The sequence below is a fragment of the Curvibacter gracilis ATCC BAA-807 genome (assembly GCF_000518645.1).
In the GTDB taxonomy this organism is placed as follows: domain Bacteria; phylum Pseudomonadota; class Gammaproteobacteria; order Burkholderiales; family Burkholderiaceae_C; genus Curvibacter; species Curvibacter gracilis.
In genome coordinates, this window is record NZ_JADZ01000011.1 from 63,086 (window position 1) to 87,220 (window position 24,135).

The 24,135-nt window shown below is 66.5% G+C and carries 21 protein-coding genes and 2 riboswitches; of the genes, 13 read left to right on the forward strand and 8 right to left on the reverse strand.

Annotation, left to right across the window (positions count from 1 at the left end; translation table 11 throughout):
• Positions 1–82 precede the first annotated feature (82 nt).
• On the forward strand, positions 83–2,251 hold the full coding sequence (locus L880_RS32000; protein ID WP_043328994.1) for an NAD(P)-binding protein: 2,169 nt from the start codon (positions 83–85) through the stop codon (positions 2,249–2,251).
• Here the strand turns inward: L880_RS32000 and L880_RS0108585 are convergent.
• Positions 2,229–5,552: an adenylate/guanylate cyclase domain-containing protein gene (locus tag L880_RS0108585; RefSeq protein ID WP_027475336.1), complete on the reverse strand. Its 3,324-nt coding sequence runs from the start codon at positions 5,550–5,552 to the stop codon at positions 2,229–2,231. The two genes, L880_RS32000 and L880_RS0108585, sit on opposite strands and share 23 nt — an antisense overlap.
• Positions 5,553–5,638: 86 nt before the next feature.
• The gene (locus L880_RS32005) at positions 5,639–7,084 is read right to left on the reverse strand and encodes an oxygenase MpaB family protein (protein WP_051443176.1); all 1,446 of its coding nucleotides are present in this window, start codon (positions 7,082–7,084) and stop codon (positions 5,639–5,641) included.
• Positions 7,085–7,304: 220 nt separating this feature from the next.
• Here L880_RS32005 and L880_RS0108595 point away from each other — a divergent pair, with 220 nt between their 5' ends.
• Complete coding sequence (locus L880_RS0108595; RefSeq protein WP_425389173.1) at positions 7,305–7,913, forward strand: gamma-glutamylcyclotransferase; 609 nt, start codon at positions 7,305–7,307, stop codon at positions 7,911–7,913.
• On the opposite strand, the gene L880_RS0108600 is transcribed toward L880_RS0108595, so the two are convergent.
• From L880_RS0108600 to L880_RS0108610, 3 genes are all read right to left on the reverse strand, one after another.
• On the reverse strand, positions 7,914–8,507 hold the full coding sequence (locus tag L880_RS0108600) for a nucleotidyltransferase family protein (protein WP_051443177.1): 594 nt from the start codon (positions 8,505–8,507) through the stop codon (positions 7,914–7,916).
• 113 nt (positions 8,508–8,620) lie between these two features.
• Positions 8,621–9,259, reverse strand: coding sequence for a CoA transferase subunit B (locus tag L880_RS0108605; RefSeq protein ID WP_019575212.1), 639 nt, complete (start codon positions 9,257–9,259; stop codon positions 8,621–8,623).
• 2 nt (positions 9,260–9,261) lie between these two features.
• The gene (locus L880_RS0108610; protein ID WP_027475339.1) at positions 9,262–9,969 is read right to left on the reverse strand and encodes a CoA transferase subunit A; all 708 of its coding nucleotides are present in this window, start codon (positions 9,967–9,969) and stop codon (positions 9,262–9,264) included.
• 107 nt (positions 9,970–10,076) lie between these two features.
• On the opposite strand from L880_RS0108610, the gene L880_RS0108615 reads away from it, so the two are divergent.
• Positions 10,077–10,631: a PAS and helix-turn-helix domain-containing protein gene (locus tag L880_RS0108615; protein ID WP_027475340.1), complete on the forward strand. Its 555-nt coding sequence runs from the start codon at positions 10,077–10,079 to the stop codon at positions 10,629–10,631.
• An 86-nt stretch (positions 10,632–10,717) separates the two neighbouring features.
• Positions 10,718–11,224, forward strand: a complete 507-nt coding sequence (locus L880_RS0108620; protein ID WP_027475341.1) for a DUF1993 domain-containing protein — start codon at positions 10,718–10,720, stop codon at positions 11,222–11,224.
• Between the two features lie 122 nt (positions 11,225–11,346).
• Here L880_RS0108620 and L880_RS36640 read toward each other — a convergent pair whose 3' ends face one another.
• Entirely contained in the window at positions 11,347–11,481 is a 135-nt protein-coding gene (locus tag L880_RS36640) for a hypothetical protein (RefSeq protein ID WP_281174757.1), read from the reverse strand.
• 187 nt (positions 11,482–11,668) lie between these two features.
• On the opposite strand from L880_RS36640, the gene L880_RS0108630 reads away from it, so the two are divergent.
• Both L880_RS0108630 and L880_RS0108635 read left to right on the forward strand, forming a co-directional pair.
• Positions 11,669–12,250, forward strand: a complete 582-nt coding sequence (locus L880_RS0108630) for a peroxidase-related enzyme (protein WP_027475342.1) — start codon at positions 11,669–11,671, stop codon at positions 12,248–12,250.
• Positions 12,251–12,260: 10 nt separating this feature from the next.
• A complete protein-coding gene (locus tag L880_RS0108635) occupies positions 12,261–13,130 on the forward strand; it encodes a metal-dependent hydrolase (RefSeq protein WP_027475343.1) in 870 nt (289 codons plus the stop codon).
• 4 nt (positions 13,131–13,134) lie between these two features.
• Here L880_RS0108635 and L880_RS0108640 read toward each other — a convergent pair whose 3' ends face one another.
• Positions 13,135–13,557 carry an acyl-CoA thioesterase gene (locus tag L880_RS0108640; RefSeq protein ID WP_027475344.1) on the reverse strand — a complete coding sequence of 141 codons (423 nt, stop codon included), beginning with the start codon at positions 13,555–13,557 and terminating at the stop codon, positions 13,135–13,137.
• Between the two features lie 12 nt (positions 13,558–13,569).
• Complete coding sequence (locus L880_RS0108645) at positions 13,570–14,352, reverse strand: SDR family oxidoreductase (RefSeq protein WP_027475345.1); 783 nt, start codon at positions 14,350–14,352, stop codon at positions 13,570–13,572.
• Between the two features lie 127 nt (positions 14,353–14,479).
• On the opposite strand from L880_RS0108645, the gene L880_RS0108650 reads away from it, so the two are divergent.
• The 7 genes from L880_RS0108650 (at position 14,480) to gcvP (ending at position 24,126) form a co-directional block, all read left to right on the forward strand.
• A complete protein-coding gene (locus tag L880_RS0108650; RefSeq protein WP_027475346.1) occupies positions 14,480–16,171 on the forward strand; it encodes an electron transfer flavoprotein-ubiquinone oxidoreductase in 1,692 nt (563 codons plus the stop codon).
• Positions 16,172–16,417: 246 nt separating this feature from the next.
• On the forward strand, positions 16,418–17,392 hold the full coding sequence (locus L880_RS0108655) for a TRAP transporter substrate-binding protein (RefSeq protein WP_027475347.1): 975 nt from the start codon (positions 16,418–16,420) through the stop codon (positions 17,390–17,392).
• Positions 17,393–17,499: 107 nt separating this feature from the next.
• The gene (locus tag L880_RS0108660; protein WP_027475348.1) at positions 17,500–18,012 is read left to right on the forward strand and encodes a TRAP transporter small permease; all 513 of its coding nucleotides are present in this window, start codon (positions 17,500–17,502) and stop codon (positions 18,010–18,012) included.
• Positions 18,013–18,030: 18 nt separating this feature from the next.
• Complete coding sequence (locus tag L880_RS0108665; protein WP_027475349.1) at positions 18,031–19,323, forward strand: TRAP transporter large permease; 1,293 nt, start codon at positions 18,031–18,033, stop codon at positions 19,321–19,323.
• A 31-nt stretch (positions 19,324–19,354) separates the two neighbouring features.
• A riboswitch (glycine riboswitch) is annotated at positions 19,355–19,466 on the forward strand.
• A gap of 9 nt (positions 19,467–19,475) precedes the next feature.
• Positions 19,476–19,586: riboswitch (glycine riboswitch) on the forward strand.
• A gap of 50 nt (positions 19,587–19,636) precedes the next feature.
• Complete coding sequence (gcvT, locus tag L880_RS0108670; RefSeq protein ID WP_027475350.1) at positions 19,637–20,779, forward strand: glycine cleavage system aminomethyltransferase GcvT; 1,143 nt, start codon at positions 19,637–19,639, stop codon at positions 20,777–20,779.
• A 45-nt stretch (positions 20,780–20,824) separates the two neighbouring features.
• Complete coding sequence (gene gcvH, locus L880_RS0108675; protein WP_019575226.1) at positions 20,825–21,199, forward strand: glycine cleavage system protein GcvH; 375 nt, start codon at positions 20,825–20,827, stop codon at positions 21,197–21,199.
• Between the two features lie 29 nt (positions 21,200–21,228).
• Entirely contained in the window at positions 21,229–24,126 is a 2,898-nt protein-coding gene (gene gcvP / locus L880_RS0108680) for an aminomethyl-transferring glycine dehydrogenase (protein WP_027475351.1), read from the forward strand.
• Positions 24,127–24,135 lie beyond the last annotated feature (9 nt).

Consider the following 24,135-nt stretch of genomic DNA (forward strand, 5'->3'; position numbering starts at 1 on the left):
CGACTTGACCCCAGCCTGAACGGCCCGGGATACTCTCGCCGCCGATCGGAAAATGATCATTATTAACAATTCAGACCGCTCCATGAACACCGCGCAGAACACCCGGCCCAAGCAGAAGATCGCCATTCTGGGAGGTGGCGTCGGCGCCATGACCAGCGCCTTCCAGATCACCAGCGAGCCCGGCTGGCAAGACCGCTACGAGGTGACGGTGTACCAGATGGGCTGGCGGCTGGGCGGCAAGGGGGCCAGCGGGCGGCGTGCCCCGCACTGGCGCATCGAGGAGCATGGGCTGCACATCTGGCTGGGCTTCTACCACAACGCCTTTCGCATGATGCAGCAGGCCCTCACCGAGGTGAACCCCGAGGCCGCACCGGTGGCCGTGGGCCACACACCGCCGCGCATCGCCAATGGCGTCTTCCTGCGTTGCGAGGACGCCTTCGAACCCCACAGCTATGTGGGCGCCTACGAGGCCTTCGACGGCGACCCCACCCCCTGGATGATGCAGATGCCCACCAATGACCAGAAGCCCTGGGAGGGCGGCGCCCTGCCCTCGCTGTGGTCCTACCTGTCCGAGCTGGTGCAGCTGCTGCTGGGCCAGGCCGGTCAGTCGGTGCATGCCCGGGTGTACCGCAATGAGCACCCGATCCACCACCACGGACTGATCGGCTGGATCAAGGAACAGGCCGAGGAACTTGCCCTGACCGTGGAGGAGGTGGCCGTCAGTGCGGGCCTGGGTGCCCTGGTGCTGTTGCAGCACCTGCTGGCCCGCCTGGCCAAGGACCCTGCGGCGCACCAAGCACGCGAGCGCGCGCTGATCGAAAGCCTGCTGGGCCACCTGCAGGCCTGGGTGGGGCACGAGTACGAGCGTCTGGACCCGGACGACCTGGCCGCGCTGCGTCACCTGCTGATGGTGGATCTGGTGGTGTCGGTGCTGCGCGGCCTGCTGGTGGACGAGGTGCTGGAAGGTCGCCCCCTGGGTGAGCTGGACGAGGAGATCCGGGTCTGGCTGAAGCGCCACGGCGCCATGCCGGCCACGCTGGACACCCGCATCAACCCCTTGCTGCGCCTGTTCTATGACTTTGTGTTCGCCTTCGACCGTGGCGACAGCGCAGACACCGAGCGCACGGCCAACTACGCCACCGCGCCCACGGTGCGCACCCTGTTTCGCATGTGCTGCACCTACAACGGCGCGATCTTCTGGAAGATGCGCGCCGGCATGGGCGACACCATCTTCACCCCGCTGTACAAGGTACTGGCCCAGCGCGGGGTTCAATTCCGCTTCTTCCACAAGGTGCAGAGCCTGGGCCTGTCGGAGGACCGCCGCTCGATCGAACGCATCGCCATGGTGCGCCAGGTCGACACCGCCGCCCCTTACCAGCCCTTGGTGAACGTCAAAGGCCTGGACTGCTGGCCGGCCGAGCCCGACTACAGCCAGCTGAGCCAGGGTGAGGCCTTGCGCCAGGCGGTGGCCGAACAGGGCCTGGACCTGGAATCGCTGTGGTTCCGCTGGGACAACGCGGCCGAGTTCGAGCTGCAGCGCGGGCGCGATTTCGACACCGTGGTGTTCGGCATCTCGCTGGGCAGCGTGCCCTTGCTGTGCGAGGAGCTGTGCCGGGCCGAGCCGCGTTGGCAGACCATGGTCGATCGGGTGAAGACGGTGTGCACCCAGGGCGTGCAGTTCTGGCTGCGGCCCAAGCTGCCCGAGCTGGGCTGGATCGCCCCACCGCCCATCGTCGACTCCTTCGTCGAGCCGCTGGACAGCTGGGCCGACATGAGCCACCTGCTGCCGATGGAGGTCTGGCCCGAAGGCCAGGCCCCGCAGAACGTGGCCTATTTCTGCGGGGCCCTGGACGAACCGCCGCTGGACCCGCAAGACACGGCCACACCGTACCGCGCGCTGGACAAGGTCAAGGCCGCCACCGCCGCCCTGACGCGCGAGCATGTGCGCCTGCTGTGGCCCCAGGCGGTGGACGGCGCGGGCGCCCTGCCCGCCGACACCGTGGTCGAGGTCTACCAGCGCGCCAACGTCGACCCCTCGGAACGCTATGTGATGTCGGTGGCCGGCAGCGCCTCGGCGCGCATCAAGGCCAATGAGACCGGCTTTGACAACCTGGTGATCACCGGCGACTGGATCGACAACGGCTTCAACGCCGGCTGCGTGGAAGCCGCGGCCATGGCCGGGCTGCAGGCCGGCAACGCGGTGCTGGGACGCCCGCTCTACGAAGGCGTCACAGGACAGGATCTGTGCTGAGCGGGCAGTTGCTGGCAGCCAGCGCCGCGCGCGCTTCGCGCACCACCCAGGTGTCCTGACCTTCGGTGACCTGGGCCAGCAGCTCGGGCAGCCAGGGCGCTGGCGGCCCGCCCGCCTGCGCCACCCGCCACAGCTGGGTGGCGATGCGCAGGCCCCAGGGCAGCTGGTGCAGGCGCTGGGCCAGCTCCAGGCCCCTGCGCAGATGGGCCAGGCCGAGTTCGGGCTGCTGCGGGTGGCGCAGCAGTTCAATCTCGCCGCGCACGCGCAGGATCTCGATGCGGCAGAAGAAATCGTCGTTCGCCTCGCAGGCCTGCAGCGCCGCTTCGATCTCGTCCGAGGCGTCCTGGTACTGGCCATCGAGCATCAGCGCCTCGGCCAGCTTGCAACGCCATTGGGGCTGGATCACCCCCACACCGATCGACCCCTGGAAGGCCAGCGCCGAACGCAAGGCCTCGATGCCCTCGGACAGGCGCCCGGTCATGGCCAGGGCCCAGCCCCGGCTGGCCGTGGTGGTGGCCAGCCAGAACACATGACCGACCTCGCGGCAATAGGCAATGTGCTGGTCGATCTCTTCGAGCAGGTGTGCGGGTTCATGCACCATCACGTTGTAGGCACTGCGGAAGGCCAGGCTCCAGGCCTGGCTGAAGGGGTGGTTGAGCGCACTGGACCAGCGCCCGGCGCGTTCGATGGCGGCCTGGGCCTGGTCCGTCAGGCCCAGCGCCCACAGGGCATACGAGCGGTAGCACTCGGCGGCCACGCGCGGATCGGAGCCGTAGATGCGGCAGGTCTCGGCATCGCGCACGGGGTCGTAGACCTCGACCGCGCGCAAAAAGGTTTCGTTGGCACGGCGGAAATCGCCCGTCCACAGCAGGGACACGCCGACCGAAAACGTGGCCTGGGCCAGCATGGTGGGTGCACCGGCACGCTGCACGAAGGCCAGGTTCTGCTCGGCCAGTTGCACCAGCCCCGACTGCTGCCCCTTGACCTGGCGGTAGCCCCAGACGCCATTCAGGGCCACAAAGATCTCGGGCCGGTCCGGCATCACCTGGCACAGGGCCTCGACCCGGGCGTACAGGGTTTCCAGTTCAGGAGCGGTGAAACCACGGGTCACCTTGATGGCCGGGGCCAGGGTGCCCAGCAGGCTGAGCTCGAGCTGGGCGCCCTCCTCCGGCGGCAGGTGTTTGACCAGCGCCAGGCCGGCACGCAGGTGCAGCACGGCTTCGTGGTTGGCCGAGCGGGCCAGGGCCATCTGGCCGGCTCGCAGCCAAAGCTGCACGGCCTTGGACCATTGGTGGGCTTCGCTGTGGTGGTGCGCCAGCAGTTCGGGCTGACGCTGCATCAGGCCGGGGTCACGCCGCACCAGCTCACCGGCCAGCAAGCCATGCAGCATGAGCCGATCGCGCCGCAGCATCGAGTCGTAGGCGGCGGCCTGGACCAGGGCGTGCTTGAACTCAAAATCCTGGTCACTGCCTTCCAGGGCAAACACCAGGCCAGCCGAGAGCAGTTCCTGCAGGCCCTGCTGCACCAGGGCCTCGTCGGCGCCGCACAGGGCGGCCAGCAGACCGCGCTGGAAACGCCGCCCGATCACGGACGCCCGCCGCGCCACGGCACGCCCGGCGTCGAGCCGGTCCAGGCGCGCGGCCAGCGAGTCGCGCAGGTTGTCCGGGATCAGCGCCACCGGCAAGGCCACGCGCAATTCAAAGCCGCCCGGGGTTTCCTGCAGCACATCGGATTCGAGCACGGTGCGGGTGAACTCTTCGATGAACAGCGGCACCCCGTCGGTGTTTTCGATGATGCGGCGCACCACCACCGCCGGCAGTCGCTTGCCATCCATGCATTGCAGCAACAGCGCCTCCGCCGCTTCGCTGGGCAGGCGGTCCAGCAGCAGGTGCCGCGTGCTCAGGGTCGGGGCCCAGCGTGCACTGTCGCCGGCGCGCTGGGTCAACACCAGCAGCAGCCGCTGCGAACCCAGATCCTCCGCCAGTGAAACAGCAAGCGCCAGGGTGGAGGGGTCGGCCCAGTGCAGGTCTTCGACGGCCAGCATCAAGGGGTGTTGCTGCACCACCAGTTTGAGCCAGCGCAGCACGGCGGCCTCGGTGCGCTTTTTGGCCAGTGCCGGGGCCAGGTTCAAGGTGACAGGCGGGCCCTCGGGGGCCGCCCGCAGCAGGCGCGCCAGCAATTGCACGTCCTGCTCATGCTCGAGCATGCCCTGGGGCAGGCATTTCAGCAGCTTGCGGTAGCGCTCATGGGCATCGTCGTGCGACTCGAACTGGGCCAGGCGCTCCATGCCCTCCACCACCGGAAACCATTCACTGGCCGCGTGGTAGGGCGAGCAGCGCAGCACCAGCGAGAGGGCGCTGCTCGCCTGCGCCTTCTGCCGTAACTGCGCCAGCAGATGCGACTTGCCAATCCCGGGCTCGCCCTCGATGAGGACCACGCGGGGTTGGCCGGCCAGGGCCTGCTGCCAGTCCTGCTCCAGGAGTGCCAGTTCAGCATCCCGCCCGATCTGGCGCCTGGCATGGGTGGGCCCCACCAGGGCGCCGGCTTCGCCGATGCGGCTCAAGCGCCAGGCCTCCACCGGGTGGGCCACGCCGCGCAGGCTGAGCGCCCCCAGCGCTTGCCAAGGCAGCGTGTCACGGATGCCCTGGCGTGTGGTGCCCGAGACCACCACCTCGTTGCCCTGGGCCACGGCCTGCAGACGGGCCGCGATGTTGGGGGTTTCGCCGATGGCCAGGCGCTCGTGGCGCGCCCCGGCCCCCACCTGCCCCACCACCACCATGCCGGTGTGGATGCCGATGCGCACCTGCAGGTCCACGGTGGTGATGTGGCGCAGGCGCGCGCTCAGGCGCGGCAAGGCCGAAATGATGCCCTCGGCCGCGCGCAAGGCGCGCGCCGGGGCGTCTTCGTGCGCCCGCGGGTAGCCGAAATAGACCAGCAGACCGTCACCCAGGTACTGCGCGATGTAGCCGTCGTACTGGCGGATGATGTCGGCCGCGATCGCCTGGTAGGCCTGGATGATCTCGCGCAGGTCTTCGGCGTCCACCGCGCCTGACAGGGCGGTGGAATCCACCAGGTCACAGAACAGCACGGTGAGGTGGCGCTTCTCGGCCGAGTCGGCGAGTTCTCCAGGGCCCGTGCCGGCGCTCTGAGAACTCAGACGGGCGCCGCACGAGGCACAGAAACGATGGGCCGGTGCCGCCGGGGTGCCGCAAGCCGAGCAGCGCATGCGCTGATCCTGCCCGCAGTGCGCGCACTGTGGGTCTCCATCGGCCAGCAAGCCGTGGCAGGCAATGCACAACATCTAGCAGACTCCTGGTGGTCGCCGCGCGGGCCCTCTCAAAGGCATGGCGACAGCGAACATGACAAACGGCCGGAGCACCCTGGTTTTCATGACGGGGTGCTGCCGGGCGGGCTGGCCCATCGGGGGCCATGGACAAGACGCTCGATCGCATTGAGCCAGCGCGGTGCCTTGGGGTCGACCGACCAGGTGTGCAAGGTGGCCTGGACCTCGCCCAGCAACTCGGTGGGCAGGACCAGCGGCCGGGTCTGACTGAGCAGAAAGGCCCAGACATACTGCTGCCCGATCAAGCGGGTGAAGAAGCGCGCCAGGGAAAAACCGGGCACGAACACGCGCACCAGCGCATCCAGTCCTCGCGTGACGGCCATGCCGAAGTTGAAGATCCAGGTGCTCAAGCCCCCCGCCGGGGTGCGCACGCCGATCTCGCGCGCCACCTCCTCACCGCACAGATGCTGAATCATCAAAGGCCCCACGGGCTTGAGCAGGCGCAAGGGAACAACACTTTCGAGGTTGGCCACCAGGGCGCGACCCAGCAGGGGGCGCACGTCCGGCATGGGCCGGCCGGCGCGGGCACGTTGCTGGATCAGGGCGAACAGCTGGGCCGCATCGCCGAAACTCCAGGCCAGCATCGCGTCGCTCACGCCCAGCAGGCGGGCGGCCCGGTTCCAGCAATGCAGGTAGGCGGTCTCTTGCTCCGGGCGCAGACCCAGGCCCAGGCGCCGCAGGCTGCGCAGAAAGACGTAGCTGAAGGTCAGCAAGGTGTAGCCCAGCTCTTCCTGGTTGCAAGGCATGCCATGCTGCTGCAGGTCCCATCCGTGCGACAGCAGGCTGGCCTGCAGCCCCTGCACCGGTGCGGCCGACGGCAGCGGGGGCACCATGCCCTGGGGCGTGCCGGCGGCCCGGCGCACCGACTCCAGCACCGCTTGAGGTTCGCCGCGCAGGATCAGGTGGCGGATGGTGGCATGGATCAGGCGCACCTTGAGGATCTGCCCCACCCCACGCCCGCTGGCCGAGGTCAGCCCACCGGGCAACATGACCGGAAAGATCATGGCGGCAGTGGCGCGGATGCGGTGGTCGGTATGCTGCTCCAGTTGGCCCGCCACATGCAGAACGTCGGACAGGTCGGGCACCACGTAGCACTCGGGCAGGCTGGCACAGAATTGAATCAGGCAGGACAACACGCCCAGCTCGGCAAACACCTGCTCGGCCTGGTCGACCTGCGGATCGGTCTCCCAGGCGTAGCCTTGCAGGGCCTGCTGAACATAGTCGACCAGGATGCCTGCCAGATCAGGGTGGGCCGGGGGCGGCAGAGGCCGCCAGTCGGCCAGACCACCATTGACCGGCATCTGGTGCAGCAGACGGGTGGCCGCGTTGAGGCGCTCCAGCGGCACCTGGTTGAGTTGCTGCAGCTGCTCGAGGCTTTGGCCTGCCTGGGGCCGGACCCAATCGTGCATCAACCGGGCCACCGTGGCATCGGCCAGCGGATCGCCAACGTACCGCAGCGCGTCCAGCGCTTCATTGCTCCAAGTCTGCATGGAACCCTTTTTGAGATCGATGGGTAAAAATATCATATTGAAACGAACAATCTGAAGAAATACTGTCGCCAACGGCAAATCCGCCTCTTTTCTGGCGTTCGATTCGATGGGAATACCGGTGGAATCATTCTGAAAACCACACGCGAGCCCACCGGCCCGGTGCGCTGGCGCAAAATACCCACTCCACACTGACCGCAGCGTCCCGGATTTCGATGCACCCATGAGTGAATTCACCCCAGCAGGCATGACGGCCTTGCGCGACCCCGGCCCCATGTTGGAACACACCCGACGCCAGTGGGGCGGGCAGCACGACTTGTGGGTCTTTGCCTACGGATCGCTGATCTGGCGCCCCGAGTTTGCGTTTGATGAGCAGCGCCCGGCGCGGGTGCATGGCTGGCACCGCGCCCTCAAGATGTGGAGCCGCATCAACCGGGGCACGCCCGAGTGCCCGGGGCTGGTGTTCGGCATGCTGTCGGGCGGGAGCTGCCAGGGGGCGGTGTTCCGCATCCCGCGCCACGAGGCCGAATCGGCCCTGGTGCGCCTGTGGCACCGCGAGATGATGACCGGGGTGTACGACCCGCGCTGGCTGCGCTGCCACACCCCGCAGGGCCCGGTGTCGGCGCTGGCCTTCACGCTGTCGCGGCGCAGCCCCAGCCACACGGGCAACCTTAGCGAAGCCGATTACCGGCGCATCTTCAGCCAATCCTGCGGCAAGTTCGGCACCACCCTCGACTACGTGCGCCAGACCCATGAGGGGCTGCTGAAGCTGGGCATTCACGACCGCAGCCTGGCGCGCCTGTTGCAGCTGGCGCCCTGCAGCCCAGGCTGATCAAGGCCACAGGCGGACGACTCGGGCCGCGCGGGCCAGGTCGTCCAGGGTGTCGATGTCGGTCACGGTGCCGGCATCGTCCAGGTCCAGCGTGAGCACCTGCCCCAGCGTCTGCCATTGCCGCAGCACCGAGGCCGCGCCCACATCGCCCGACAGGCCCAGCAAGCCTTCGCGGCAGACGGCAGCAAAACCCACCGGATGGCCTTTTTCACCGGCATGGCGCGGCAGCACGACCGGCCAGCTCGACAAGGCCTGCGCCACGCGCCGCAGGCTCTCGGGCCGCACCAGCGGCAGGTCCCCGGGCAGGATCAGCCAGCCCGGGGCCTGGGCGGTGGCCCGCACGGCCGCCGCAATGCTGTCGCCCATGCCCGGGTGGCCCCGGTCTTCCAGATGCCAGGCCAGGCCGCTGGCGCGCACTGCGTCCAGGGTGCGCTGCAGCACAGTACGCCCTCCCAGATCGGCCTGCAGCTTGTGCGTCTGGCCACCCGAGGCGCGAAAACGTTCGCCTCGCCCTGAAGCCAGCACCAGCACGACCGGGCCCGGGCCAGGCGGGGCATGTGCGGGTTCGAAGGCCGTCTTGTGCTCATGTTCCATGCGCCCGATTCTGCCCATGCGGGCGACTCGGACACTGGGCCCGGGCGAAAAAAAGACGAGCCCGGGCTCGTCTTTCGGATGGCCGCCCCGCGAAGCACGCGGGGCGGCCAGGATCAGATCAGCGTGACGCCGGTCTTGGATTGCAAGAACTCACGGGTCACGCCCGGGGCCAGTTCCACCACCTTGAGGCCTTCGGGGGTGACGTCCATCACGGCCAGGTCGGTGATGATGCGGTCCACCACACCCACGCCGGTCAGCGGCAGGGTGCATTGCGGCAGGATCTTCAGGTCTTCAGTGCCGTCCTTCTTCTTGGCCACGTGTTCCATCAGCACGATCACGCGCTTGACGCCGGCCACCAGGTCCATCGCACCGCCCATGCCCTTGACCATCTTGCCCGGGATCATCCAGTTGGCCAGGTCACCCTTCTCGCTGACCTGCATGGCGCCCAGGATGGACAGGTTGATCTTGCCGCCGCGGATCATGGCAAAGCTGTCATGGCTGCCGAAGATGGACGAGCCCTTGATGGTGGTGACGGTCTGCTTGCCGGCGTTGATCAGGTCGGCATCGACCTCGTCCTCGGTCGGGAAGGGGCCGATGCCCAGCATGCCGTTCTCGGACTGCAGCCACACCTCGATGGTGGAAGGCACATGGTTGGCCACCAGGGTGGGGATGCCGATGCCCAGGTTGACGTAGAAGCCGTCTTCCAGCTCGTGCGCGGCACGGGCCGCCATTTGGTCTTGATTCCAGGGCATGTTCAGACTCCTGCCTTTTCGGTGATGGTGCGTTTCTCGATGCGCTTCTCGGGCTGGGTGTTGAGCACCAGGCGGTGCACATAGATGCCGGGCAGGTGCACGTCATCGGGCGCGATCTCGCCCACCTCGACGATCTTCTCGACCTCGACGATGCACAGCTTGCCAGCCATGGCCACGGCCGGGTTGAAGTTGCGCGCGGTGTAGCGGAAGCGCAGGTTGCCGGCCTTGTCGGCCACATCGGCCTTCACCAGGGCCACGTCGGGCACCAGGGAGCGCTCCATCACATAGGTCTCGCCATCGAATTCACGCAGTTCCTTGCCGTCGGCCACCACGGTGCCCACGCCGGTCTTGGTGAAGAAGGCCGGGATGCCGGCGCCGCCCGCGCGCAGCTTTTCGGCCAGCGTGCCCTGGGGGGTGAATTCCAGCTCCAACTCGCCCGCCAGGTACTGGCGTTCGAACTCCTTGTTTTCACCCACATAGCTGGAGATCATCTTCTTGATCTGGCGGGTTTCGAGCAGCTTGCCCAGGCCGAAACCGTCAACACCCGCGTTGTTCGAGATCACGGTGAGGTTCTTGGCGCCGGTGTCGCGCAGCGCGTCGATCAGGGCCTCAGGGATGCCGCAGAGGCCGAAACCGCCGACGGCCAGCAATTGCCCGTCACTGACCACGCCCTTGAGCGCTTCGGTGGCGGAGGGAAAAAGTTTGTTCACAAATGTCTCCTGAAGATGCGTGCAGGTGGAACTTAGAATTGCAGAAGATACTACCTATTTGAATACGTAGAAGCTCGTAAGCAAGACCCTGTAGGACAACCCCCTTGATTCCACTGGACTACCGCCTGGCATTCGACCTCGCCCCCGTCGGGCTGGTGTTGTCGCGCCACCGCGCCATCGTGGACTGCAACCTGCATGTGTGCGAGATGTTCGGCACCACGCGAGACCAGCTCGTGGGCCAGTCGTTCAAGGTGCTGTACCCGAGCGCCGACGAGTACGAGCGCACCGGTGAACGCATCGCGCCCATCCTGAATGCCCACGGCCATTACTCGGACGACCGGGTCATGAAGCGGGTGGACGGGCGCTTCAAGGGCGAGACCTTCTGGTGCCACGTGACCGGCCGGGCGCTGAACCGCGACAACCCGCATGAGGCGGGCATCTGGACTTTTGAAGACCTGAGCTCGCGCCGCCCCGTCAAGGCCGAGCTGACGGCCCGCGAACGCGAGGTGGCCGCCCATTTGATGAACGGCTTGACGTCCAAGGAGATCGGGCGCTCCCTGGCCATCAGCCACCGCACCGTCGAGATCTACCGCGCCCGTCTGATGCGCAAGTACAAGGCCAACACCACCGCCGACCTGGTGCACCGGCTGCTCGCGGGGTGATGATGGGGTGATCGTGAGCGGATCGGCAGACATGCCGGTTTTGACGGATCATCACGGCTTTCCGCGTTACACAACAGAAAGCCCCCATGAGCATTTCGATGTACCAGGCCAGCGTGCCCGTTTTTGTGCGCCAGTTGAGCGCCCTGTCCCACATTCTTGAAAAAGCGGCTGCCCATGCGGCGGCCCAGGGCACCGACCCCGCCACCTACGGGCAGTTGCGCATGGCGCCCGACATGCTGCCCCTGACCAGCCAGGTCTTCATTGCGGCCGACACCGCCAAAGGCTGTGCCGCCCGCCTGGCGGGGGTGGAAGCGCCGGCCTTCCCGGACACCGAAGTGACGCTGGCCGAGCTGCAGGCGCGCATCGCCAAGACCCTGGACTACCTGAAGACCATCGCCCCGGCCCAGATCGATGGCTCGGAGGCCCGTGAGGTGGTGCTGAAGCTGCGCAGCGGCGACCGGCACTTCACCGGCATCGACTACCTGTTGAGCTTCGCCCTGCCCAACTTCTTCTTCCACGTGACCACCGCCTATGACCTGCTGCGCCACCAGGGCGTGCCCCTGGGCAAGCTGGACTACCTGGGCGCTCGCTGAGCCGCGGCACCGCCCCTGGGCTCAGGCGGCGGTGCCCCAGCCCACCGAGGCCGCCCACTCCTGTACGCTCTGCCACCAGGCCTGCTGCCACGCCTGGTCACCGACATTCAACGTGACGGCCCTCATGACAGGCCCCCGTTGGGCCAAAGCTGCACCATCGCCCAGATCAGGCCCACCCCATTGATGCCCAGTCCGAGCCACTGACGGCTGCGTGTGAAGCTGAGTCTGCGCCCAGGCGCTGTGGTCTTCGCTTGCATGGGTTTCTCCTTCAGTTTGTCATCATCGAATGACCTGCACGGATGGTAGGCCGGCCCTATCCATCGGTAAATTCAATTAAGAAAATTCAGTTGATAGTTTTTATCAACCAACTTTTGAGGACAGCCATCGGCATTCGGTATGCGCCCTATGATGAAAGTCGACATCGACAACGACACGGAGACACCGATGAGTACTTCACGCTACGCGCCGCCCGCCCTGGACCAGATTCCGGACGACATCCGCGAAAAGATTCTGGCGGTGCAGGAAAAAGCCGGCTTTGTTCCACAGGTCTTCCTCGGCCTGGCCCGACGCCCGGCAGAATGGCGGGCCTTCTTCGCCTACCACGACGCCCTCATGCTCAAGGAAGAAGGCTCGCTGACCAAGGGCGATCGCGAGATGATTGTCACCACGACCAGCGCGGCCAACCAGTGCCTGTATTGCGTGGTGGCCCATGGCGCGCTGTTGCGCATCTACGAAAAGAAACCCCTGGTAGCCGACCAGGTGGCGATCAACTACCGCAAGGCCGACATCAGCCCGCGCCAGCGCGCCATGCTGGACTTCGCGATGAAGGTCTGCGAACGCTCGCACGAGGTGGACGAGGCCGACTTCACCGCGCTGCATGCCCACGGCTTCTCAGATGAAGACATCTGGGACATTGCGGCCATCACGGCCTTCTTCGGCATGTCCAACCGCATCGCGAGCTTCAGCGGCATGATGCCCAACCCCGAGTTCTACCTGATGGGTCGTGTGCCCAAGGCCAAGGCTTGACGGGCGGGCCATGACTGCGCAGAGCACCTTGCATGTTCGCAGGCTGGAGGTCGACCTGAGCACCGGCTTCGAACGCCATTGGCATGGCGGCGACGCCTTTCGCAGCATGTTCTTCAATGCCCTGTCGATGAGCTTTCCGGTGGGCGAGCAGTTTTTCATCGACTCGGTGCGCGAGGCCCTGAAACGACTGCCCGAGAAGCCCCGGCACGAGGCCTTGCGCGAGACGATCCAGGGATTCATCGGGCAGGAGGCCACCCACCGACGCGTGCACGGTCTCTACAACGAACAGCTCGAGCGCCAGGGCCTGGTCAACCGCTGGCAACACTGGGCGCAGCGGCGCATTGAGCGCGCTCGCCACCTCAAGCCCCTGCACCCCTTGGCCGTGACCTGCGCTTACGAGCATTGCACCGCCGTGCTGGCCGACCTCACGCTGCGCCACGGCGCCTTGCTGGCCGGTGCCGAGCCCCGCATGCAGACTTTGTGGCGCTGGCATGCCGCCGAGGAGACCGAGCACGGTGCCGTGGCGTTTGACCTCTACCAGGCCTTGGGGGGCAACCTGACCTGGCGCCGCCGCTGGTTCACCTATGTGCTGATCATCTTCAGTCTGGACTGCCTGGGCCAGACCCTGCTCAACCTGAAGCGGGACGGCAGCCTGTGGCGCCTGGGCACCTGGCGCAGCGCGCTGCATTTCATGCTGGGGCGAAACGGCGTGTTGCGGCTTTCTGTGCCGGCCCTGCTGCGTTATTACCGGGCTGATTTCCATCCGGCACATCAGGCCGACAGCCGGCCTGACCGGGGCGAGCACGCGGGCGTCTCGGCCCAGCAGTTGGCACAGCGCTGGCTGCAGGCCAACGCCGAGCACTACCGCGTGGTGCGCTGAGGCTTCAGTCGGCCACGTGGGCGCGCATCCAGTCGGGCAGAGGCACCGCCTTCTGCTTCGGGAAATCCACCCAGATGGTGGTGGCCCCGCCGGCCGCACAGATCACGTCGGGCTGGTCCACCCGGGCCAGCGTGGCCCAGGTCTCGAAGGTGGTGCGGGCCGGGTCGCTCACGTACATGCGCGCCAGCACCTCGCCCGGGTATTCCAGCTGGCGGTAGAAATTGCAGAAAGCATTGACGATCACCGGGCCCTCACCCTGGGGTGCCGGCGGGCAGCCGATGGACTGCATCCAGGCTATGCGCAAGGTTTCAAGGTAGCGGAAATAGCTGGTGTTGTTGACGTGGCCCATGGCGTCCATGTCACCCCATCGGATGGGGATGCGCATCTCATGGACCAGTCGCTTGCGTTCGGGGATCTCGATGCGCACGATGCCGCGCCCTCAGACGGCAAAACCGTCGTCGGCCGCGATGATCGCGCCGTTGACGAAATGGCTCTGATCGCTGGCCAGCATCACCAGCAGAGCGTCCAGGTCTTCGGGCTTGCCCACGCGCTTGCGCGGCAGCATGTTGACCAGCTTCTGCCCCTGTTCGGTCTGCCAGTGGTGGTGGTTGATCTCGGTGTCGATGTAGCCAGGGCAGATGGCGTTCACATTGATGCCGAAACGGCCCCACTCCAGCGCCATGGCCTTGGTCATCTGCACCACGGCGGCCTTGCTCATGCAGTAGGCGCCGATCTGGGGCAGCACCTTCAGGCCCGCCATCGAGGCGATGTTGATGATGCGCCCACCGGTGTAGGTGCCGGGTGCGGCGCCGCGGGCACGCGCCAGCATGCGCTTGCCCACCTCTTGCGCCACGAAGAAGGAACCCTTGACATTGGTGTTGAAGATGAAGTCGAAATCGTCTTCGCCCACGTCCTGGATGCGCTGCGTGGTGCTGACGCCCGAGTTGTTGACCAGGATGTCGATCGAGCCCACCTCGGTCTCGGCATGCGCGACTGCGGCGCGGATGCTGTCCAGATCGGTCACGTCCAGGGGCAGCACATGGGCACTGCCGCCCTCGCCCTCGATGTGGGCGCGCAGCTCCTTGAGCTTCTCGACCCGGCGGCTGGCCAGCACCACGGCGGCACCGGCACGGGCCAGCGTGCGGGCAAACTGGGCGCCCAGCCCACTGGAGGCCCCGGTCACAAAGGCCACACGGCCCGACAAATCGATGCTGAAAGCCATTTACAGTGTCTCCACAAGGACAAAAAAACGAACGACCGTTCTAATTCAACCATGCTGCGAATAAAATGCCGCGCAGCCGGTTACAACTGAGTCACCGAAACCAAATCATTATCCAGCGAGACGCCCCATGACCAACGAAGAAATCCTGTCCCAATACGGCCCGCGAGAGGCCATGGAATACGACGTCGTCGTCGTGGGGGGCGGCCCGGGCGGCCTGGCCACCGCGATCCGGCTCAAACAACTGGCCGCCGAAAAAGGCACGGACGTGTCGGTGGTGGTGCTGGAAAAAGGCTCCGAGCCAGGCGCCCACATCCTGTCGGGCGCCATCATGGACCCCAAGGCCCTGACCGAGCTGCTGCCCAACTGGAAGGCCGATGGCGCCCCGCTGAACCAGCCGGTGACCGACGATGCCTACATCTTCCTCGGTGAGAAGTCGAGCTTCCGCGTGCCCAACCGGCTGCTGCCGCCCTTTGCGCACAACGGCGGCAACTACATCGTGAGCCTGGGCGCCGTCACCAAGTGGCTGGGCGAACAGGCCGAAGCCCTGGGCGTGGAGATCTTCCCCGGCTTCAGCGCGGCCGAAGTGCTCTACAACGACGACGGCTCGGTCAAGGGCGTGGCCACGGGCAACATGGGCATCAACAAGGAAGGCGAGCCCACGGGCGACTTCCAGCTGGGCATGGAACTGCATGCCAAGTACACCGTGTTCGCCGAGGGCGCACGCGGCCACCTGGGCAAACAGCTGATCGCGCGCTTCAAGCTCGACGAAGGCCGTGACCCGCAGAGCTTCGGCATCGGCATCAAGGAGTTGTGGGAGATCGACCCGGCCCGCCACAAGCCGGGCTTTGTGATGCACACCGCCGGCTGGCCCATGGAGTCCGACACCTATGGTGGCGCCTTCCTGTACCACCTGGAAGGCAACAAGGTCGCACTGGGCTTTGTCACCGGTCTGGGCTACAGCAACCCCTACCTGAGCCCGTTCGAAGAGTTCCAGCGCTGGAAGACGCACCGCAACGTGCGCTACTACTTCGAAAACGACAAGGGCGAAGTCACCGCCAAGCGCCTGTCCTATGGCGCCCGTGCCATCAACGCCAGCGGCATCAACGCCCTGCCCAAGACGGTGTTCCCGGGCGGTGCACTGGTGGGCTGCAACGCCGGCTACCTCAACGTGAGCCGCATCAAGGGCAGCCACGCCGCCATCAAGACCGGCATGCTGGCCGCCGAAGCCGCCTACGACGCGGTGGTGGCCGGTCGCCAGCACGATGAGCTGACGGCCTACCCCGAGGCCTTCGAGAAGAGCTGGCTGCACACCGAACTGAACAAGGACCGCAACTTCAAGAACTGGTTCAAGTACGGCCTGACCACGGCAACCCTGATGAACGGTTTCGAACAGTTCGTGCTGCGCGGCCACATCCCCTGGACGCTGCGCCGCAACAAGCCCGACCACGCCTACCTGAAGCCGGCGGCCGAGTGCCAGCCGATCACCTACCCCAAGCCCGATGGCAAGCTGACGTTCGATCGCCTGTCCAGCGTGTTCATCAGCAACACCAACCACGCCGAAAACCAGCCGGCCCACCTGACGCTGAAAGACGCCTCGGTGCCAGTGAAGGTGAACCTGGCCAAGTACGCAGGCCCCGAGGCCCGCTACTGCCCGGCGGGCGTGTACGAGTTCGTCAAGAACGCCGACAACAGCGACCGACTGCAGATCAACGCCCAGAACTGCGTGCACTGCAAGACCTGCGACATCAAGGACCCGACCCAGAACATCGTCTGGGTGACACCCGAAGGCGGCGGCGGCCCGAACTACTCGGGCATGTGAGCCCGGGGGTCTTCCACCGCGGCAGGCCCTTCGCCCCCTTCAAAGCGCCCCTGGTGGGCGCTTTTTCTTTGCCGCGGCACCGTCAAGGCGGCTGGAAGTCACCTGGACGACCCGCAGGCGTTGGTGGCCTGCCAAAGCTAGCGAAAACCCGGATTCAGCCGTCCGTCCCCGCCCCGCATAATGAAAAAGTTGTATGACAAATTTACTTTGACTCGCAACCGAAACAAGCACAAGCAAGGAGACAAGATGACCATTTCCCGCACCGCACTGTCCATGATGCTGGCCGCCGGCCTCACAGGCGCCGCCTTCGCACAGACCACCACGCTGAAGATCGGCTATGCCACCACCAAGGACTCGCATTACGGTGTCGGCTCCACGGTGTTCTGCGACGAGATCGAGAAAGGCACCCAAGGCCGTTACAAGTGCCAGCAGTTCCCCAGCTCCGCCCTGGGCGGCGAGCGCGAGATGATCGAGGCGGTGCAACTGGGCACGCAGGATCTGGTCAACACCTCGACCGGCCCGGTGGGCAACTTTGTGCCCGAAGTGAAGATCGTCGACATCCCCTTCCTGTTCCGCGACTACGACCATGCCCGCAAGGTGATGGACGGCCCGATCGGTCAGGACCTGCTGAGCAAATTCCCCTCCAAGGGCCTGATCGCCCTGGCCTGGACGGAAAACGGCTTCCGCCACATGACCAACAACAAGCGCGACATCGTCAAGCCCAGCGATGCCGCCGGCCTGAAGATGCGCACCATGGAGAACAAGGTGCACATGGAGGGTTACAAGACCTTCGGCATCCTGCCCACACCCATGGCCTTCCCCGAACTCTTCGGCGCCCTGCAGCAAGGCACGGTCGACGGCCAGGAAAACCCGATCCCGGTGATCCTGTCGTCCAAGTTCTCCCAGGTGCAAAAGCACCTGTCGCTGACCGGCCACGTGTACTCGCCCGCCCTGCTGCTGGTGTCCCAGCGTGTCTGGAGCAAGCTCAGCGACGCCGACAAGAAGGTGTTCCAGGAGGCCGCCAAGAAAGGCGCCGTGGCCCAGCGCAAAAAGGTCAACGATGACGAGAACAACGGCATTGCCCAGTTGGAGAAGGACGGCATGACCGTGACCCGCAAGGTCGACAGCGCGGCCTTCCGCGAGGCCCTCAAGCCCGCCTACGTGAGCTACGCCAAGGAGTTTGGCGCCGACAACATCAAGAAGATCCAGGACGTGCGCTGAGCGCCGCCCTGCCGGCCCGGTGCCCCTTGCGGCTGCCGGGCCGGCCCCCGCGCCGCCGCTGTGGCGGCGCGCATCCACCCGCCCCGGGCGCACCGCGCTGAATCCCCATGAACACCTTTGAACGCTACTTTGTGGCCACCAACCGCTGGGCCCTGATCGTGCTGCTGGCGGCCATGTCGGTCATCATCTTTGCCAACGTGGCCCTGCGCTACCTGACCAATGCCTCGATCGAATGGGCCGAAGAAGTGGCCCGCCACATGATGATCTGGCTGACCTTCATCGGCTCGGGCATGGTGATGCGCTACGGCGGCCACATCGCGGTCGAGAACCTGCAGGATGCGTTTCCCCGCCCGGTGGGCCAGGCCATCCGCGTGCTGGTGGCCATCCTGCTGATGGCCTTCTTCGTGATGATGACCTGGATCGGCTGGCAATACACCCAGCGCGCCATGTTCCAGATGACGGCGGCCACCCAGATCCCCTTCGGCTACATCTACATGGCCATTCCCGTCGGTGGGCTGCTGCTGTGCGTCCACTTCCTGCTGGTGCTGCGCCACTACATCACCGACCGCAAGTTCGCCACCGATGCGCAGTTCGATGCCACGGCCAGCGCTTCCATCTGACCCCGCAAGGCCTTTCCCATGAACCCCAGTCTTGTTCTGATCATTGCGGCCTGCGTGTACCTGGCCATCGGTGTGCCCGTGGCCTTTGCCCTGGGCCTGGCCACCGCCACGGCCCTGGTGCTGACCGACAGCTACCCCTTGCTGGTGCTGCTGAAGGAAACCTTCACCGGCGTCGACAGCTTTCCGCTGATGGCCGTCCCCTTCTTCATCCTGGCCGCCGAGTTGATGAGTGGTGGCTCCCTGACCGAGGTCCTGCTCAAGTTTGCCGGCCAGTTCGTGGGCCACAAGCGCGGCGGCCTGGGCTACACCAACGTGGTGTCGCTCACCTTCTTCTCGGGCATCTCGGGCTCGGCCCTGGCCGATGCGGCCGGCCCCGGCTCGATGCTGATCCGCATGATGGACAAGGCCGGCTATGACAAGTCGTACGCCGCCGCCCTGACGGCCTCGACCGCCATCGTGGGCCCCATCATCCCGCCCTCGATCACCATGATCGTCTATGCGCTGCAAGACGAGAGCGTGTCGGTGGGCGCCCTGTTCGTGGCCGGCATCCTGCCGGGCATCCTGATCGCCGTGGCCATGTGCATCGTCAACTGGCATGTCTCGAAAAAGCGCAACTACAAGGGCGCCGGCCAGTTGCCCCCGCTCAAGGAGATCCTGGTCAACACCTGGAAGGCCCTGCCCGCCCTGATGCTGCCCATCCTGATCCTGGGCGGCATGCGCGCCGGCTGGTTCACGCCCACCGAGGCCTCGGTGGTGGCGGTGTTCTATGCGCTGTTCTGCGGCAAGTACGTGTACCGCACCCTGAAGTGGTCGGCCGTGCCCAACATCCTGGCCTATTCGTCGCTGCTGACGGCCTCGGTGCTGATCATCATCGGCCTGTCGGGTTCGTTTGCCTGGCTGCTGACCATCGAGGGCCTGCCCCAGCTGATGGCCGACTGGCTGATCGGCATGAACCTGTCGCCCTGGATGTTCCTGATCGTGGTGAACGTGTTCCTGCTGGTGTTCGGCATCTTCATCGAGCCGCTGCCCGGCGTGATGGTGCTGGTGCCCATCCTGGCACCGGTGGCCCTGAAGCTCGGCGTGGACCCGATCCAGTTCGCCATGATCGTGATCTACAACCTCACACTGGGCATGATCACGCCGCCGGTGGGGGGCTTGCTGTTCGTGACCTCGAACGTGTCCAAGGTGCCCTTGTCTGAGCTGACGCGCGAGCTGATGCCCTTTCTGTGGGCCCACGGTGTGGTGCTGGTGGTGATCACCTTTGTGCCGGCGCTGAGCAGCTGGCTGCCGCACGCGCTCGGTTTCAAATAATCGGCCCCAGGCCTGGGCGGCCACGTTATACTGCCGCCCGTCAGGAGAGAGCCCGATCCCGAATCGGGCCGCCGAAGGCGAAAGCGAAGCCCACCGACCGGTGCATCGCCCTAACGCTCAGGCAGAAGGACTGACACCCGTCTGGCAACAGACGTTTCCCAGCTGGAGAGAGGCTGCACCATCTGAGCATGGCGCGGCCCACCGAAGGAGCAAGCCCGCATCGCCGGGTGAATCTCTCAGGTAAAGCGGACAGCCGGGGCCCCTGCGCAGCAGCCGTTGTGGCTGCGCGTGCCGTGCCCCCTCTGCCAAAGGCTTGACCGTGACCGATTCCGCTCTGCTGACCACCCCCCTGAACGCCCTGCACCTTGAACTTGGCGCCCGCATGGTGCCTTTTGCCGGCTACTCGATGCCGGTGCAGTACCCGGCCGGCCTGATGGCCGAGCACCTGCACACCCGCAGCGCCGCCGGCCTGTTCGACGTGTCGCACATGGGCCAGTTGCGCCTGGTCGGGCCCGATGCGGCAGCCGCCTTCGAGAGCCTGATGCCGGTCGATGTGATCGGCCTGGGCGTGGGCAAGCAGCGCTATGGCCTGCTGCTCAATGACGAGGGCGGCATCCTGGACGACCTGATGTTCGTGAACCGGGGCGACGACCTGTTCGTGATCGTGAACGGCGCCTGCAAGGTGGCCGACATCGCCCACATCCAGGCCCGCATCGGCCAGCGCTGCCAGGTGATCCCCCTGCCCGAGCAGGCCCTGCTGGCCCTGCAGGGCCCGCAGGCCGTGACGGCCCTGAGTCGCCTGGCCCCTGGCGTGGCCCAGCTGGTGTTCATGACCGGAGGTGCCTTCAGCATCGACGGCATCGACTGCTATGTGACCCGCAGCGGCTACACCGGTGAAGACGGCTTCGAGATCTCGGTGCCCGCGGCCCAGGCCGAGGGCCTGGCGCGCACCCTGCTGGCCCAGCCCGAGGTCAAGCCCATCGGCCTGGGCGCGCGCAACTCGCTGCGCCTGGAAGCCGGCCTGTGCCTGTACGGCAACGACCTGGACACCAGCACCACCCCGGTCGAGGCCGGCCTGACCTGGGCCATCCAAAAGGTGCGCCGTGCCGGTGGCGAGCGCGAGGGTGGCTTCCCGGGCGCAGCCAAGGTGCTGGCCCAACTGGCCGACCTGCAGGGCACGGCCGGCGTGCTGACCCGCAAACGCGTGGGGCTGGTGGCCCTGGATCGGGTGCCGGTGCGCGAACACACCGAGCTGCAGACCCTGGCTGGCGAGCGCGTCGGCGAGGTCAGCAGCGGCCTGCTGGGCCCCAGCATCAACCAGCCCGTGGCCATGGCCTATGTGCGTGCCGACCAGGCGGCCCTGGGCACCCGGCTGAACGCCATCGTGCGCGGCAAGCCGGTGGCCATGCAAGTTGCTGCCATGCCCTTCGTTCCCAACCGATACTACCGGGGCTGATTTGCATCCAGCCTCACAAGCAACACACCTATTTCAGGAGAAATCATGAGCGTCAAATTTTCCAAAGAGCACGAGTGGATCAACGCCGCCGACAGCAACGCTGCCGTGGTCGGCATCACCGTCCATGCGCAAGATGCGCTGGGTGACGTGGTCTTCGTCGACCTGCCCGAAGTCGGCAAGACCTTTGCCGCGGGCGACGTGGCCGGTGTGGTCGAGTCGGTGAAGGCCGCTGCCGACGTCTACATGCCGGTGGACGGCGAGATCGTTGAAGTCAACGAAGCCCTGCGCGACGACCCCTCGCTGGCCAACAGCGATCCGCTGGCCAGCGGCTGGTTCTTCAAGGTCAAGCTGTCCAACCCGGCCCAGCTCGACGGCCTGATGGACGAGACCACCTACTCCGACTTCACCAAGAACGCCTGAGCCCAGGCGCCTCACCCCCGAGTTTTCCCATGCTGATGCAATCCGCCCTTCCCCTCGCTGAACTTGAGAACCCGGCCGAATTCCGGGCCCGCCACATCGGCATCGGCCCCGAAGACGAAGCCCACATGCTGAGCACCGTGGGCGCCGCCTCGCGCCGGGCCCTCATCGAAGGCATCGTGCCGCGCAGCATTGCGCGCGGCACGGCCATGGACCTGCCCGCCCCCGTGACGGAAGCAGACGCCCTGGCCGAGTTGAAGGCGATGGCATCCAAGAACAGAATTTTGCGCAGCCACATCGGTCAGGGCTACTACGGTACCCACACGCCCGGTGTGATCCTGCGCAACATCCTGGAAAACCCCGCCTGGTACACCGCCTACACGCCGTACCAGGCCGAAATCTCGCAAGGCCGCATGGAGGCGCTGGTCAACTTCCAGACCCTGGTGTGCGACCTGACCGCCATGCCCATGGCCAATGCCTCCATGCTCGACGAGGCCACCGCCGCCGCCGAGGCCATGACCCTGGCCAAGCGCTCGGTCAAGTCCAAGGCCAGCGCCATCGTGGTGGCCGGCGACTGTCACCCACAGAGCATCGAGGTGATCCAGACCCGTGCCGCGCCGCTGGGCCTCGACGTGATCGTGGCCCGCACGGCCGACGAATGGACCACCGCCCTGGCCGAGCGCGACTACTTTGCCGCCGTGGCCCAGTACCCCGGCACGTTTGGCGAACTGCGTGACTTCCGCGCCGATGTGGCCACGGTGCACGCCAAGCAGGCCGCCTTCATCGTGGCGGCGGACCTGCTGGCCCTGACCCTGCTCACGCCCCCTGGCGAATGGGATGCCGACATCGTGATCGGCAGCACCCAGCGCTTTGGCATGCCCATGGGCGCCGGCGGCCCGCACGCCGCCTTCATGGCCTGCCGCGATGAGTTCAAGCGCTCCATGCCCGGCCGCCTGGTGGGTGTCAGCGTCGACAGCCACGGCCAGCCGGCCTACCGCCTGGCCCTGCAGACGCGCGAGCAGCACATCCGCCGCGAAAAAGCCACGTCCAACATCTGCACCGCGCAGGTGCTGCCTGCGGTGGTGGCCAGCATGTACGCCGTCTACCACGGCCCCGTCGGCCTCAAGCGCATTGCCAGCCGCATCGCGGCCTACACGGCGGTGCTGGCCGCCGGCCTGCAGCAGTTGGGCCACACGATCCAGCAAAGCGGCGCTTTTGACACGGTGAGTGTGACTGCCGGCCCGCAAGCCCAGGCCATCCTGGCCAAGGCCCTGGCCGCAGGCGTGAACCTGCGCCTGTCGGCAGGCGGCACGCTCAGCGTCTCGCTCGACGAGACCACCACCCGCGAGCACGTCGAAGACCTGTGGGCCTTCTTTGCCACAGCGGGCCAGGCCCTGCCCTCGATGGCGGCCTTCGAAAAAGGCATCGAGCCGCTGATCCCGGCCGAACTGCGCCGCAGCAGCCCCTACCTGACGCACCCGGTGTTCAACACCCACCACAGCGAAACCAGCATGCTGCGCTACCTGCGCCGCCTGGCCGACAAGGACCTGGCTCTGGACCGCAGCATGATCCCCCTGGGCAGCTGCACCATGAAGCTCAACGCCACCAGCGAGATGATCCCCATCACCTGGCCCGAGTTTGCCAATCTGCACCCCTTTGCCCCGGCCGACCAACTGCAAGGCTACAAAGAGTTGGACGAGCAGCTGCGCCAGTGGCTGTGCCAGGCCACCGGCTACGCCGGCATCAGCCTGCAGCCCAATGCCGGCAGCCAGGGCGAGTACGCCGGCCTGCTGGTCATCAAGGCCTGGCATGCCTCGCGCGGCGACAGCCACCGCAACATCTGCCTGATCCCCTCCTCGGCCCACGGCACCAACCCGGCCAGCGCCCAGATGGTGGGCCTGCAGGTGGTGGTCACGGCCTGCGACGCCAACGGCAACGTCGACCTGGCCGACCTGCGCGCCAAGTGCGAACAGTACAGCGACCGCCTGGCCGCCGTGATGATCACCTACCCCAGCACCCACGGCGTGTTCGAGACCAGCGTCAAAGAGCTTTGCGCCCTGGTGCACCAGCACGGTGGCCGCGTCTATGTGGACGGCGCCAACATGAACGCGCTGGTCGGCGTGGCCGCCCCCGGCGAGTTCGGCGGCGACGTGAGCCACCTGAACCTGCACAAGACCTTCTGCATCCCGCACGGCGGTGGCGGCCCCGGTGTCGGCCCGGTCTGCGTGGTCGAAGACCTGGTGCCCTTCCTGCCCGGTCATGCCACCGCGGGCCTGCCGGTCAATGGCGTGGGCGCCATCAGCGCCGCCCCGCTGGGCAACGCCGCCGTGCTGCCCATCAGCTGGATGTACTGCCGCATGATGGGCGCCGAGGGCCTGCAGGCGGCCACCGAGGCCGCCATCCTGTCGGCCAACTACATCAGCGCCCGCCTCAAGAACCACTACCCCACGCTGTACGCCAGCGAGAACGGCCATGTGGCGCACGAGTGCATCCTGGACCTGCGTCCCCTGAAGGACGCCACCGGCGTGGCCGCCGAAGACGTGGCCAAGCGCCTGATCGACTACGGCTTCCACGCCCCCACGCTGAGCTTCCCGGTGCCCGGCACCCTGATGGTCGAGCCCACCGAGAGCGAGACCCGCGACGAGCTGGACCGCTTCATCGACGCCATGATCGCCATCCGTGAAGAGATCCGTCAGATCGAGGCCGGCACCTGGCCGCAGGACGACAACCCGCTGAAGAACGCCCCCCACACCGCCGCCAGCCTGATGGGCGCCGACTGGGCCCACCCCTACTCCCGCGAGGTGGCCGCCTACCCGGTGGCCAGCCTGCGCCAGACCAAGTACTGGTCCCCCGTGGGCCGGGTGGACAACGTGTGGGGTGATCGCAACCTGTTCTGCAGCTGCGTGCCGGTGAGCGAGTACGCGGCCTGAGGCCCAGGG